Below are 14,895 nucleotides of genomic sequence, written 5' to 3' on the forward strand. Positions count from 1 at the left end.
CATCTCCGCCGGGGGCGTATTTTCATGACTAAAGCATTCAAAGAGCCGAAATGATTGGATTTGCAACGCGCCGCATCGTGCAGGCGATGATTGTCATGCTGGTGGTCGCCCTTCTCGCGTTCACCATGTTCCGCTTTGTCGGCGATCCCATCAACCAGATGGTCGGCATCGAAACCTCGATCGAGGAACGGGAAGCCCTGCGCGAGCGCCTTGGCCTGAACGACCCGGTTCCGGTCCAGTTCTTCCGCTTCGTCACCAAAGCAGCTCAGTTCGACTTCGGCACATCCTACCAGTTCCGCCAGCCGGTTTCGGAACTTTTCGCCAAGCGGATTCCCGCCACTCTGGAACTCAGCTTCACCTCGGCACTGTTTGCGCTGATTGTCGGCATTCCCATGGGCATCTACGCCGGCCTCAATCGGGAATCGCCCATATCCAAGCTGTTTCTGTCGGTTTCCCTGATAGGCATTTCCCTGCCGACCTTCTTTATCGGCATCCTGCTGATCTTCCTGTTTTCCGTCACGCTGCAATGGCTGCCGAGTTTCGGCCGCGGCGAGACCGTCCAGATCGGGTCCTGGTGGACGACCGGCTTTCTGACCGTTTCCGGCCTGAAGGCCCTGATCCTGCCTTCGATCACGCTCGGTCTTTACCAGATGACCCTGATCATGCGCCTGATCCGCGCGGAGATGCTGGAGGTCATCCGGACCGACTACATCAAGTTCGCCCGGGCCCGCGGCCTGCCGGACCGGCTGGTCAACTTCCGGCATGCCCTGAAGAACACGCTGGTTCCGGTTATCACCATTACCGGCCTGCAGCTTGGCGCGATCATCGCTTTCGCGACCATCACCGAGACCGTTTTCCAGTGGCCGGGCATGGGGCTGATGTTCCTGCAGGCCGTGCAGAACGTGGATATCCCGATCATGTCCGCCTACCTGCTGCTGACGGCCTTCCTGTTCGTGGCGATCAATTTCATCGTCGACATCCTTTACTTCTTCATCGATCCGCGCCTGCGGGTCGGCCGGCCATAAGGGAGATCGACGTCATGCCTCTCGTCACCAACGAAGAAGCAAAAACCAATCAGGACCGGGCAGAGCCGGCAAAGGAACCGGGGCGGATGGCCAAGGCCCTCGACAGTGACCTCTTTCATTCGTTCCTGAAATCGAAAGTCACCGTTGTCGCGTCCGCAGGCACGGCAATCCTGTTCCTCCTGGCCTTCCTGGCTCCCTGGATCGCACCACATGATCCGTTCGACCTGGCGTCGATCTCCATCATGGACGCCCGTGTTCCACCTGTCTGGATGGAATATGCAGACCCCAGATTCCTGCTGGGCACGGATGATCAGGGCCGTGATATGCTCTCGGGCATCTTCTACGGCATGCGGATCTCGCTGATCGTCGGCTTTTGCTCCGTTGTCGCCGCCGCCTTCATCGGCATCTCTCTGGGGCTGGTCGCAGGATATATGGGCGGCCGGGTGGATGCGATCATCATGCGCATCGCCGACGTTCAGCTGACGTTTCCGGCCATCCTGATCGCCCTTCTGATCGACGGTGTTGCCCATGGCATTTTCGGCGCGATCGACCGGGAGGTCTTCGCCTTCTACATCCTGATCGTTTCGCTGGCGCTGTCCTTCTGGGTGCAATATGCGCGCACTGTGCGCGGGTCCACCATGGTGGAGAAGAACAAGGAATATGTGCAGGCCGCCCGCGTGATCGGCATTCCTTCGGTCATCATCATGGTGCGCCATATCCTGCCGAACGTCACAGGGCCGGTGCTGGTGATCGCGACCATCAACCTGGCGCTCGCCATCGTCACCGAAGCGACGCTCTCGTTCCTGGGTGTCGGCATGCCGCCCACCCAGCCGTCCCTCGGCACGCTGATCGCCATCGGCAACGATTTCCTCTACTCGGGGGAATGGTGGATTGCGATCTTCCCCGGCCTGGCGCTGGCGCTGCTTGTATTGAACGTCAACCTTCTGGGCGATTGGCTGCGCGACGCCCTCAACCCGAAACTCAGGTGAGGCTGGTATGAGCGTTCTCGATATCAAGGGCCTGAGGGTCGAGTTTCCGGGCCGAAAATCGGTCTTTGTCGCGGTTGATGACGTCACATTGAGCGTCGATGCCGGCAAGGTGCTTGGCGTCGTCGGCGAATCGGGCGCGGGCAAGTCGACTGTCGGCAATGCGGTGATCGGCCTGTTGCAGGAGCCCGGCCACATTGCAGGTGGTGAAATTTATCTTCACGGCAAGCGCATCGACCAACTGCCCTACAAGGAAAAGCGTCGTTTGCGCGGCCGCAAGATCGGCATGATCTTCCAGGATCCACTGACGTCGCTTGATCCGCTGCAGACGGTGGAAAGCCAGCTTGTGGAGACCATCCGCACCCATTTGCCGCTTTCCGGATCGCAGGCCCGCCAGCGCGCGATCGAACTGATCGAAGCCGTAGGCATTCCAGATGCGCCCGAACGCATCAGGCAGTATCCGCATCAGTTCTCCGGCGGCATGCGCCAAAGGGTGGTCATCGCGCTTGCGCTATGTGCGGAACCTGAGTTGGTGATCGCGGACGAGCCGACAACCGCGCTCGACGTTTCAATCCAGGCGCAGATCCTTGAACTGATGAGGAAGCTGTGCCGGGAGCGAAACGTCGCCATGCTGGTGATCACCCACGACATGGGCGTGATTGCCGACATCACGGACCATGTGGCGGTGATGTATCATGGCGAACTCGTGGAATACGGCGAGACGACCCAGGTGCTGGGCGCGCCGGAACATCCCTATACCCAAAGCCTGATTTCCGCCGTACCGCGACCGGACATCAAGGTCGAACGTTTTCCGGTGGTAAACTACATCGAGAAGGCCGGAACACCGCAAAAGCAGATCGACATCGCCACGCACTGGCTTGGCAAGGCGCGGGACTATGAGAAGGTTTCCGGACCGCTGGTCCAGGTAAAGGACCTCGACATGCGGTTCGAAACCCGCGGTTCGATCTTCCCGTCCAGGCGCAAATACTTCCAGGCGGTCAAGAAGGTCAGCTTCGATATCAGCGAAGGCGAGACTTTTGGCCTTGTCGGCGAAAGCGGCTCCGGCAAATCGACCATCGCGCGGCTGATTACCGGTCTCTATCAGCCGTCCGGCGGATCAATCCTGTTCGGCAAGACCGAACTGACGTCGCTTCGAAATCGGAAGGATGTACTGGCGATGCGCCGCCAGATGCAGATGATCTTTCAGGATCCCTATTCCTCACTGAACGCGCGCATGCGCGTCAGTGACATCATTGGCGAACCGATCAAGTTCCACCGCCTTGCCTCAAGCAACGCCGAAGTGCGCCAGATCGTCGACGATCTGCTGGACCATGTCGGTCTGGGTGCGGCTGCCGGCAGGAAATTTCCGCACGAGTTCTCCGGCGGTCAGCGCCAGCGCATTTCCATCGCCCGGGCGCTCGCCACGCGGCCCAGGTTCCTGATCTGTGACGAACCGACGTCGGCACTCGACGTGTCGATCCAGGCGCAGATCCTGAACCTTCTGAAAGATCTTCAGCAGGAACTTGGCCTGACCATGCTGTTCATCAGCCACGACCTGGCCGTGATCCGGCAGATGTGCAACCGCATTGGCGTCATGCGTCATGGCGAATTGTGCGAGGTTTCTGACTGCGACCAGCTCTTCGAAGCCCCGCAGCATGCCTATACGCGCGAGCTGCTGGACCTGATGCCTTCGCTGGAATTGCTGTCGCGGGCCAATCTCGCAATGGCCTGACAGGTCTGGCGGCGTTGCCGCCGGATTCTCCAAGCCTTTGAAGATGAGTCTTTTTTCAGATTCGCCTGAGTCTCTGCCTTGACTCGCGGCCCTTCCCCGATTCTCCGGTGACGGCCAATCGATAACCACAGTCGAGTCCGGACTGGGCAGTTTTTGCCGCCCCGGTCCGCACGGCTTACGGCGTTCAAATAAATTCAGTCGCCTTACCGTCCCGAACTCGAACGTTAACAGTTGTTAACCATGTTTTCCTGTGTCAGATGAAACGTAAAAGGGAGGGCCTTTCGACCCTCCCGTCAATATACCACACCCCGAAATAATCTTCGTCCGGAGGACTATTAAATACAGGCCCTCAATACTTGCGGGCCGTTTAAAAAATTACCCTCATATACTACCCGCAATTCAGTTTCGCTCAAGTTCCACCCTGCACAAATGGTCAGCACCCACCCCGATGCACTGCGCCCGGGACAGGCATCAGGCTTGCTGCGCCAGCTCCACGGCATTGCCTGTCACCTGTCGCTCCAGCATTTTCTAACTGTCCCCAGGGCGTGCCGTTTGTATCTCCAGTTGGCCCGCAACCCGGTTCCAGCACAAGAATTCCAGATACGAGAGCCGACCGGCAATGCCGAAAACATCATTGATTTCAATTCTTTGGTCATTCTTCCTGGCAAGTGCCGTGGTGTGCCTTGCACTGGCAGGGGTAACTTCCGGCAGCGAACCCACTGACGCCGCAACGTCAGTTCTTATCTTCGGCTCCTACAGCGCCTTAATTTTCAGCATGTTTGCTGCGATTTTTTCCCTTCTTGGCCTCTCCTTTTCGCTCAACACCTCTGTTGGACGGCCCCTGTCACTGTTCACGGTGCTGGTTGGCGCCGGATTGCTTGCCGTTACATCCGGCCTGCTCCTGACCGGACCGGCGTCCCCTCAGGCCAATGCCCCCGCACTTGCCGCCGCCTTCCTGATGGTGCTGCGGGCGACCGGCGTGGTGCTGCTGCCGCCAAGGGGCGATCAGAGCGGCGTGCCGCAAGCGGGCTGGTCCGTGCTTCTGGCGCTTCTGGCTGCGGGCGCCTGGTGGTGGGTCTTCGACAGGGCGCAGGCTCCCGTGGCACTGGCCGCCGCGCTGCTGCTGTCCTGGCCGCAACTGATCGACGGCATCAATGCCTTTGCGGACAAGGTCTTTCACAAGGCCGCGCTTGCAGCAGGCGCCCGTGAACTCGCCCCGGGAACCTTCACAAAGGTTGCCCAAGCCCGCGATATCCTTATCGACAAGGCAGCCGTCATGTCCGGACCGGACCTGATGGTCACCAATGTCATGGCGTTCAACAACGAGCCGAAGACGCTTCTGGCCGTCGCTGCCTCCGCAGAAGCCGGATCATCCCATCCGGTGGCCCAGGCCCTTCGTGAGCTGGCCGGCCAGTGGCAGGTCGCCCTCAAGATTCCGGACCGGTTCGAACCGACACCAGGGCTGGGCATTGTTGCGTTGCTTGGTGGGCAAACGGTGGTGATCGGCACGACGGATCTTCTGAAGCGTCTCAAGATCGACAGCTTCACTGCGGATGCCATTGCCCGGTCTCTGGAAGCCGATGGCAAGACGGTGCTGCGCGTTGCGGTCGGCGGACGCGTCGTTGGCGTGCTTGGCCTGGAAGGGACACTGCGCCAGGACGCAGGCGTCGCCGGAATGGCACTGCGCAGTGAAGGCCTTGTGCCGTGGCTCTTCAGCGGGGACAATCCCAACACGCGCAGTGCACTGGCGGGCATGCTCGGACTGGAGCTGACCGACGATCCAAAGCCGGGAGAAACGGCCCAGGAAGCGGCCACCCGGTGTTTTCCGGAAACGGCGCCACTGGTGCTGACCCTGTCACAGGACCGCATGTCACTGGAGCTGCGCGAGGGCGTGAAACCCGGCAAGGATGGATCTGTTGCCGAACACGCGCCACTTGCTGTCAGCGACACTGACGACATCGGGGCCTTTCCGGCACTTAAGGCATTGGCCATGCGCCGCAACAGTCTGGCCGTGCATGCCCGCCGGCTGCTGTCGGGCCTCTGGCTGTGCGCCGGCCTGTGCGGCGCGTCGACCCTCCTTCCCCTGTCGGCGGCACCGGTCCTGTTCGGGATCTGCCTGATGGTGCTTTGGACTTTCGCCCGATTTTCCGTCGCAGATACGTTGCACAGGAAGGAGTGACCCCGGCATTCTCGAATTGTGGAACCGAAATCGGGTTTCTGCGCCTTTACAGCCTCCTGGAGCTGGTGTTTATCGGCTTGACACTTTGTGAGTGCATTGAGGGATGAGGCCACATGAGCGACACCAAAACACCGAAACTGCGGTCCGCCGCCTGGTTCAACAATCCCGACAATCCGGGCATGACGGCACTCTACATCGAGCGTTACCTGAACTTCGGCATCACGCGGGAGGAGTTGCAGTCCGGCAAGCCGATCATCGGCATCGCCCAGACCGGCTCGGACCTGTCTCCCTGCAACCGTCACCATCTGGAGCTGGCCAAGCGTGTCCGCGAAGGTATCCGCGACGCCGGCGGCATCGCCTTTGAATTTCCGGTTCATCCAATTCAGGAAACCGGCAAACGACCGACCGCGACACTGGACAGAAACCTGGCCTATCTCGGTCTCGTTGAACTTCTCTACGGCTATCCCATCGACGGCGTCGTGCTGACCATCGGGTGCGACAAGACCACGCCTGCCTGCCTGATGGCCGCAGCGACGGTGAACATTCCGGCGATCGCGCTGTCCGTCGGGCCGATGCTGAACGGCTGGCACAAGGGTGAGCGCACGGGCTCGGGCACAATTGTCTGGAAGGCCCGCCAGATGCTTGCCGCCGGCGAGATCGACTACACGGGCTTCATGGATCTTGTCGCGTCCTCCGCTCCCTCGGTCGGCTATTGCAACACCATGGGCACGGCAACGACCATGAATTCGCTGGCCGAAGCCCTGGGCATGCAGCTTCCGGGCGCAGCCGCCATCCCGGCGCCCTATCGTGAGCGCGGCGCGATTTCCTATCAGACCGGCAAACGTATCGTCGACATGGTGCGTGAGGACCTGAAACCCTCCGACATCATGACCCGAGAAGCTTTCGAGAATGCGATTGTCGTCAACTCGGCCATTGGCGGTTCGACCAACGCGCCGATCCATCTGAACGGCATAGCCCGTCATCTGGGTGTCGAGCTGGACAACGACGACTGGCAGGAGATCGGCCATGACGTGCCGCTACTTGTCAACCTGCAGCCGGCCGGTGAATATCTCGGCGAGGATTATTTTCACGCAGGCGGTGTTCCTGCCGTCGTGGCGGAGCTGATGCGCAACGGCAAGCTGCCGCATCCTGGTGCATTGACCGTCAACGGCAAGGGTATCGGCGACAATTGCGACGGTGTCGTCACCGACCTGCCGGACGTCATCAAGCCATTCAACACGCCGATGAAGGAAAAGGCCGGCTTCATCAACCTGAAGGGCAATCTGTTCGACAGCGCCATCATGAAGACCAGCGTGATCTCGGAAGAGTTCCGCGACCGGTACCTGTCCAACCCGGACGACCCGGAGGCTTTCGAAGGCCGCGCCGTGGTTTTCGAAGGGCCGGAGGATTATCACGACAATATCGACAATCCGGACCTTCAGATCGACGAACACTGCATGCTGTTCATTCGCGGTACCGGCCCGATCGGCTATCCCGGCGGTGCGGAAGTGGTCAACATGCAGCCCCCGACAGCGCTCATCAAACGGGGCATCACCTCGTTGCCCTGCATCGGCGACGGCCGTCAATCGGGCACGTCCGGTTCGCCTTCCATCCTGAACGCATCTCCCGAAGCAGCCGCGATGGGCGGCCTGGCCTTGCTTCAGACCGGTGACCGGGTGCGCATCGACCTGAAACTGGGCACGGCCAATATCCTGATTGCCGACGAAGAACTGGCGCAACGCCGGGAAGCGCTTGAGGCGGCCGGCGGATTCAAGGTTGCCGAGAGCCAGACGCCCTGGCAGGAGATCCAACGCACGATGATCGGCCAGTTCGACAAGGGCATGGTTCTGGAACCGGCGGTCAAGTACCAGGACGTGGCGCACACAAGGGGCCTGCCCCGGGACAATCATTGATCTGACACTCTTGTCACTTGCGTTGCGCACGGCAGCGCGAAATGTTGAAATTCGTCGTCATTGCCGGACTTGATCCGGCAATCCGTGCCGTGACCTCGCCGCAGCGGCTGCGGCTGCGGCTGCGTTACCAGCGAACCTGCATGGGCTACATGGTCAAGCCTTGTGATGTGGGCGCGTTTGGCGAAATGCTCCAGGCACAACTCTTTCGACGCCATTTCCCACTTGACGATTACGTAAACGGCATGCTTCAAAAGTGACAACAAACGGGCCTTGGCCCAGATCAGATGGGAGAAAAGAAATGTCCTTGGAACAACTGACCGAAGGTGTGCGGGCCAAAGTGGCCGATGGCGGTATCGAGGAAGCAGTGAAATTCGACCTCGGCGAGACCGGTGTGATTTTCCTGCAAGGATCCGATGTTTCCAACGAGGACACCGACGCCGACTGCACGATCAAGATGTCCGCCGAAGACCTCAGCGACCTGCTGGCCGGCGAATTAAACCCCACGGCAGCCTTCATGGGCGGCAAGATGCAGGTGGAAGGCGACATGAGCGTCGCCATGAAGCTGGGCAGCATCGTCTGATTGCCGTTCTTGCCTGAATGCGGAGAAGCTGTCCGGCAGCTTTTCCGCCAAGAGATTTATTTAGTAGCCCGAAGTAGTTTTTGAACTTTTTTTAATAGTTTCGAATTATCAATAATAACAGGAAGAGTATTAGGTACTTTTCCTGATACAAATACAAATTCCCCGGCTGCAAAATAAACAGACCGGAGGGAATGAGATATGTTCGGTTCCTAGATTGTTGAAAACGGGGCAAGGATACGCGCTGAAAGCGATAACCGACGACATCGACGTTTTTCGGTCGGTCTTCGCTTGCTCTCCAGGCAACATTGCGGTCTTCGACACCAGTGGCCGGATCCTGCTGGCAAACGCGGCGTTCAAGGCCAGTCTCGGTTTGAATTCCGAGGACACTTTCGGAAAATTTCCGGACGAGTACACCACACCCTTAAACTTGTCCCGCCTCTCGGAGGCAATCCGGCAGACAGCAGAGCAGGCTGAGCCGAAAGTTCTGGAAATTCCCCGTGAAAATGCGGACGGCACGGCCGGTATCGAGCTCATCAATCTGGTTCCGGCCCTGAACGAGGCCGGACTCGTCAAGTTTGTCCTTGGGTACGGCCGGAACATTGCCAATACCGCCACGAAGAACACTGCCGTGGCTGAAGCCGAAGATCAGTTGCACGCTGCGGTCAAGGTCCTGCCGGACATTTTCTGGATAAAGGATACTGAAGGCAGATATGTGCTGTGCAATGAGCAATTCGATCTGTTTAACGGGATCAAGAGGGGAAGCATGCTGGGAAAGAGCGCTTCGGACCTCGGAAGCGGCCCCATTTACGACATACACAGCGCGACTGACCAACAGGCGCTTGCTTCGAAGGAACCCGTCAGATTCGAGCTGGAACTCCCTGCCGGTGAAGGAGAGGGAACCCGCCATTACGAGGTGCAGAAGACAGCCATTCTTGATAGCCAGGGCAAGATTACAGGGCTGCTTGGAATGGCCCGCAACGTCACCGAGAGGTACAATCTCGAGAATGAGCTGCGAACCCGGGAAAAAGAGTACCGCCACCTGGCGGAGCATTTGCCGGATTGTCTGACCCGCTACGATGCCAACGCAACTCCGGCATATATGAACACTGCCCTCCTGACCACTCTGCAGGATCGACTTGGCATTGACGGTGCGGAGATCATGACGGGCAAAAGAGATTTTCCGCCAAACACGGAAGCCTTCGAAAGCGCGCATCAGGCGGTACTCAGGGCGCTGGAAAGCGGGCAGCCACAGCAAATCGAAGAAACATTCCAGTGCCTCGACGGCAGCACAATTGTCCATGAAATTCGGCTGTTTCCGGAATTTGACGACAATGGCGGCACCACGTCCGTCGTCGGCATCGGCCGCGATATTACCGCGGAAAAAGTCGCGGAGCGGGAGCTGAAGGCGAAGGAACGGGAACTGCGGAGGCTTGCCTTTACCGACACCCTGACGGGACTGTCCAACCGGGCCACGTTCACCGCTACCCTGACGGAGCAGTTGGAGCACGCCACCTCAACCGGAAAAAAAATTGCGCTGCTCACCCTGGATATCGACGGCCTCAAGTCGATCAACGACACGCTTGGACATGCCACGGGCGACGCGCTTCTTCAAAAGATGGCCAAGCGCCTGCAGAACGCAGCTAAGAAGGCAAGCTGGATCGGCAGGCTTGGAGGCGATGAATTCGCGCTGATCCTATCCGGTCTGGACGACTCCGAGTGCGCTGAAAAACTCGCAGAACAGATCGTCGATCTGGCCAGCGAGCCGATGACGCTGGAAGGCAACAGGCTCAATGTCTCCATGAGCGTCGGTATTACCGTCGGCCCCGATGACAGCCCCTGCGCCCTCACGCTGTTCCGCTATTCGGACATCGCGCTCTATGCCGCCAAGGCGCAGGGACGGGGGCACTATCGTCGATACAGCGAGGAGCTCAGCCGGGCGATCAACAAACGCTTCGAATTTGAAGCAATGATCAACGACGGTCTGCGCACTGAGCAGTTTGTCGCATATTTCCAGCCCAAAACCAATTTGGCGACCTTGCAGGTGCAGGGCGCAGAAGCGCTTTGTCGGTGGCGTCACCCCGAAAAGGGTTTCATTTCTCCGGCTGAATTCATTCCCCTGGCCGAAGAGACAGGACAGATCCTGGAAATCGGCCACCGCGTTCTGAAACAGGCCTGTCAGGTTGCCGTCGAATGCAACAAGGACAGGAGCGACCCGTTCGTGATTGCGGTGAACGTGTCTTCCCGGCAATTGCTGTATGGAGGTTTCCTCAACACCTTGGCCGTCTGCCTGGAGGAGACGGGGTGCAAGGCTTCATGGCTTGAGCTGGAGATCACTGAAAGTATCCTTCTCACGGATGATCAGGCCATCATCAAAACACTGGAAACAATTTCCGATTTTGGAACAATGATTTCGTTGGACGACTTCGGAACCGGCTATTCAGCATTGAGCTACCTTTTGAAGTTTCCCATTTCCGGCCTCAAGATCGATCAGTCCTTCATTCGCGAAGTTGACAAGGGCGGAAAGCAGGAAGTGCTTGTGCGAACCATCCTCACGATGGCACAGAGCCTTGGCCTGAAAACCGTAGCGGAAGGCATTGAAACCAAGGAAATCGCCGCGCAGCTTACCGAACTTGGATGCGACGAAGGACAGGGTTATTTCTGGAATCGGCCGATGACCGCAGACAATTTGCTCGCGCTGGCAAGGCAGGCCGACGGAGCAACCGCGCGGGTTGCGGAAGATCCCGAAACGCCCCAGGCAGTGGTCAGATAGGTTCTTGTTTGTCTGGGCTGGCATTACACCCGGCCCCCACAATTGAAGTTGAAATGGTTTGAGGCGAATTGGTCTTCATCAAGGAGCGAAAGCGCGGGAAAAACCTTCAAAAAACGGCGGGCCTGGCCCGCCGTTCGAGTTTCTGGATGGTCCGGGTCGTTACCGGTTTGTGATGATTTCCGGCCCCATCAGGCTGTAGGGCAGCCAGGTGGAAAGGGCCGGGACATAGGTGACCAGGATGAGAAACAGGAGCAGGATGAGCACGAACGGCGCTGCCGCCTTGACCACCTGCACCAGACTCATTCCCGTTATCCCCGATGTGACGAACAGGTTGAGCCCGATTGGCGGTGTGATCATGCCGATTTCCATGTTCACGACCATGATGATGCCGAGGTGAACCGGGTCGACACCAAGTTCCATGCCGATCGGGAACACCACCGGTGCCACGATCAGGAGCAGGCCGGACGGTTCCATGAACTGGCCGCCAAGCAGCAGCAACAGGTTGACCGCGATCAGGAAGGTGAACCAGTTGAAGCCGGCTCCGACCATCCAGTCGGTGATCGCCTGCGGGATCCGCTCCGATGTCAGCACATGAGCAAACAGCAGGGCGTTGACGATGATGAACATCAGCATGATGGTCGTCTTCGCCGCATCCACCATCACCTTCTTGGTGTCCTTGTGGAACATGGCCGGGAGGAATTTCCAGGCGATCAGCCCGATATTCCGGCCCCAGATCTTCGCACCGACGCCATAGATCGACGGCAGTTCGGCAGGGCTGACACGACCGCGCAGAAGCGGATAGCCGATCAGCGCCGCCAGCAGAACAATGGCGCTGTCGATGCCGTAGAAGCCCTGTCTGTCGGTGACCATGACAGCAATGCCCGACCATGCGAACATGGCAGCAAACGCGTAGGTGATGGTCTTGAAGCCGGCCAGCCCCAGCGGGCCGTCCTGGTCCTGCACCCAGCGGATACCGGTGAGCGGACCCATGTCGCGATAGACGAACAGGGCCACGAGGCAGGCATAAACCGCCGCCACGGCCGCAGCTTCCGTCGGGGTGAAGATACCGCCGTAGATGCCGCCGAGGATAATCACCATCAGGAACAGGCCAACGGCCGCTTCCATCATGGCGTGCCAGATTTCCTTGAATCCCGGCCACGGCTGTGCGGGAAGGTTCTTGACGCGCGCCATGACGTAGATCGCGATCATCAGCATCAGGCCGGCAATCAGACCTGGCACGACACCGGCCAGGAACATGCGGCCGACGGAAACGTTGGTCGCGGCCGCATAGACCACCATGACGATGGAGGGCGGGATCAGGATGCCGAGCGTGCCGGCATTGGCGATGACACCCGCGGCAAACTCCTTGGTGTAGCCCGCCTGCCGCATGCCGGCGATGGCAATGGTGCCGATCGCGACCACGGTTGCGGGCGAGGAGCCCGACAGCGCGGCGAAAAGCATGCAGGCGAAGACGCCGGCAATCGCCAGACCGCCCCGGATCGCACCGACGGATGCAATGGAGAAGCGGATGATGCGCTTGGCAACGCCCCCCGTCGACATGAAGGCCGAGGCCAGGATGAAGAAAGGAATCGCCAGGAGGGTGTAATTCTGCGACGCCGTGAACAGCTGCAGGGCCACCGACGAGATGGAATCGTTGGAGAAGATGGCAATCGCCAAAACGCTGGACAGGCCAAGCGAAATGGAGATCGGAACGCCCAGGAACAAGAAGCCCAGGACGAGAATGAAGAGAATTGCTGCTTCCATTGCCCCGGCCTCAGTCCTTCAAGACGTCTTTGTTTTCAGCGACGAGGTCTTCCGCCTCATGCGCGGCGATCATCATCTCGCGCTCGCCGGTAATGATCTGCCAGGCCGCCTGGATGCAGCGGAACATGAACAGAAACAGGCCGATGGGCAGGATCAGATAGGCGATCCAGCGCTGAACGCGCTCTTTCGTGCCGAAGGTTTCAATGATGTAGTCTGGATAGCGCAGGTCATCGAGGCCGATGCCGATCTTGTACATCTTCGACCAGTAGTCGATGGCTCCGCCTCTGGTATCAAGCCCGAAGACATGCAGCCATTCCGACCAGAGCAGGGTCAGCGCATAGACGACGCCGCAGAGCGCGCCGAACACGGCGACAGCCCGGAACACCGGCTTGGGAAACAGGCGGATGACCGCATCGACGCCCAGATGCGAACCGATTTTGACGCCATAGCTCATGCCGAACAGGATCAGCCAGGCGAACAGGATACGTGTGAATTCCAGGGCACCGGTCCAGCCGGAATTAAAGCCGTATCGCGCCACCACCTGGGTGAAGGATACTATGGTCATGGCGGCCAGGAGAAAGGCGAGTACACCTTCCTCGAAGCGCGTGACCCAATTGTCGACGCGTTGCATGCGTTTCCCCCGAATTGGCCTCTTGGTTATCAGCTTAGCCGCCGGCATGGCTGCGTGGGCGGCCGCAGGACCTTGGCAGAAGGGCCGGACAATCCGGCCCTTCCAGGTGTCAGGTCAGGTCAGCCTTAGCTGGCGTTGTTGGAAGCGACGGCGGCGTCGATGAGGTCCTTGCCGATATCACCTTCAAACTGTTCCCAAACCGGCTTCATGGCATCGACCCAGGCCTTGCGCTGTTCCGGGGTCAGTTCACGAATGGTGGAACCGGCATCCAGAATGTTCTGGCGGTTCTTGGCTTCCGCAGCTGCAACATTGCCGTTTGCGGTTGCGGTGACTTCTTCCACGATGGTCAGGAACTGGTCACGGACTTCCGGATCAAGGCTGTTCAGCCACTCGTCGGAGGTGACGAGCAGGTAGGCCAGAAGCTGGTGGTTGGTTTCGGTGATACCGTCCTGCACTTCGAAGAACTTCTGGGTGTAGATGTTGGACCAGGAGTTTTCCTGACCGTCCACAACACCGGTCTGCAGTGCGCCGTATACTTCCTTGAAAGCCAGCTTCTGGGCGTTTGCGCCCATGGCTTCGATCATGGCAACAGCCACGTCAGAGGTCTGCACACGGAACTTCAGGCCCTTCGCATCGTCCGGAACCAGTAGCGGCTTGTTGGCGGAGAACTGCTTCAGGCCGGAGCTCCAGTAGCCGAGGCCCTGGAAACCGTAGTCGGTCATGGAGTTCAGAAGCTCCTTGCCGTGTTCACCGGTGCCGAAACGCTCGACCGCATCCAGGTCCTGGAACAGGAACGGCAGGTCGAACAGGCGGAATTTCAGCGTGTAGGCTTCGAACTTGGAAAGCGACGGGGCAGCAAGCTGAACGTCTCCGAGCAGCAGGGCTTCCATGACCTTGTCGTCGTCGAAGAGTTGAGAGTTCGCGAATACCTGCATGCAGGCCTTGCCGTTCATCTCGTCGTTGACGCGTTCCGCCAGCAGCGTGGCAGCGTCGCCTTTCGGGTGGCCGGTCGCGGCAACCACGTGGCTGAACTTGATGACGATTTCACCGTCATCACAAGCATCGGCCGCATAGGCGTTTGCGGACAGGGCCAGGGACGCCGCGGTTGCTGCGGCGAGAGCGAATTTTTTCATCGGATGTCCTCCCAGACATTTCAATATGACGGCCATTCGGGCCGGACAGCACAGTGGCTGGTCGACTCCCTGTTGGCAATCTCCGTGCCAATTGCCGCCAACGCCTCAAGAAGCGCCGATTTCTGCGGATTTACAAGTTTTCGAAAATAAACCTGACCTGTGAATGCTTCGAGCATGGGTCG

11 protein-coding genes are annotated in these 14,895 nt (G+C 59.1%); 8 read left to right on the forward strand and 3 right to left on the reverse strand.

The window, feature by feature from the left end:
• Nucleotides 1-50 precede the first annotated feature (50 nt).
• From ACYQ54_RS17980 to ACYQ54_RS18015, 8 genes are all read left to right on the forward strand, one after another.
• Nucleotides 51-1,025, forward strand: a complete 975-nt coding sequence (locus ACYQ54_RS17980) for an ABC transporter permease (RefSeq protein ID WP_460084942.1) — start codon at nucleotides 51-53, stop codon at nucleotides 1,023-1,025.
• Between the two features lie 14 nt (nucleotides 1,026-1,039).
• Complete coding sequence (locus ACYQ54_RS17985; protein ID WP_460084945.1) at nucleotides 1,040-2,014, forward strand: ABC transporter permease; 975 nt, start codon at nucleotides 1,040-1,042, stop codon at nucleotides 2,012-2,014.
• A gap of 7 nt (nucleotides 2,015-2,021) precedes the next feature.
• Complete coding sequence (locus ACYQ54_RS17990) at nucleotides 2,022-3,743, forward strand: ABC transporter ATP-binding protein (RefSeq protein WP_460084948.1); 1,722 nt, start codon at nucleotides 2,022-2,024, stop codon at nucleotides 3,741-3,743.
• Between the two features lie 775 nt (nucleotides 3,744-4,518).
• Nucleotides 4,519-5,922 carry an HAD family hydrolase gene (locus ACYQ54_RS17995; RefSeq protein WP_460084950.1) on the forward strand — a complete coding sequence of 468 codons (1,404 nt, stop codon included), beginning with the start codon at nucleotides 4,519-4,521 and terminating at the stop codon, nucleotides 5,920-5,922.
• A 113-nt stretch (nucleotides 5,923-6,035) separates the two neighbouring features.
• Complete coding sequence (locus ACYQ54_RS18000) at nucleotides 6,036-7,835, forward strand: IlvD/Edd family dehydratase (protein ID WP_460084953.1); 1,800 nt, start codon at nucleotides 6,036-6,038, stop codon at nucleotides 7,833-7,835.
• 41 nt (nucleotides 7,836-7,876) lie between these two features.
• Nucleotides 7,877-8,092, forward strand: coding sequence for a hypothetical protein (locus ACYQ54_RS18005; protein ID WP_460084956.1), 216 nt, complete (start codon nucleotides 7,877-7,879; stop codon nucleotides 8,090-8,092).
• Between the two features lie 41 nt (nucleotides 8,093-8,133).
• Nucleotides 8,134-8,415, forward strand: coding sequence for an SCP2 sterol-binding domain-containing protein (locus tag ACYQ54_RS18010; RefSeq protein WP_460084958.1), 282 nt, complete (start codon nucleotides 8,134-8,136; stop codon nucleotides 8,413-8,415).
• 217 nt (nucleotides 8,416-8,632) lie between these two features.
• Complete coding sequence (locus tag ACYQ54_RS18015) at nucleotides 8,633-11,185, forward strand: sensor domain-containing protein (RefSeq protein WP_460084961.1); 2,553 nt, start codon at nucleotides 8,633-8,635, stop codon at nucleotides 11,183-11,185.
• Nucleotides 11,186-11,344: 159 nt separating this feature from the next.
• Here ACYQ54_RS18015 and ACYQ54_RS18020 read toward each other — a convergent pair whose 3' ends face one another.
• From ACYQ54_RS18020 to ACYQ54_RS18030, 3 genes are all read right to left on the reverse strand, one after another.
• The gene (locus tag ACYQ54_RS18020) at nucleotides 11,345-12,949 is read right to left on the reverse strand and encodes a TRAP transporter large permease (RefSeq protein WP_460084964.1); all 1,605 of its coding nucleotides are present in this window, start codon (nucleotides 12,947-12,949) and stop codon (nucleotides 11,345-11,347) included.
• A 10-nt stretch (nucleotides 12,950-12,959) separates the two neighbouring features.
• Complete coding sequence (locus ACYQ54_RS18025; protein ID WP_460084966.1) at nucleotides 12,960-13,580, reverse strand: TRAP transporter small permease; 621 nt, start codon at nucleotides 13,578-13,580, stop codon at nucleotides 12,960-12,962.
• Between the two features lie 125 nt (nucleotides 13,581-13,705).
• Nucleotides 13,706-14,713 (reverse strand): DctP family TRAP transporter solute-binding subunit, encoded by a 1,008-nt coding sequence (locus ACYQ54_RS18030; protein ID WP_460084969.1) that lies wholly within the window; start codon nucleotides 14,711-14,713, stop codon nucleotides 13,706-13,708.
• Nucleotides 14,714-14,895 lie beyond the last annotated feature (182 nt).

Source organism: Roseibium sp. LAB1, from assembly GCF_054658235.1.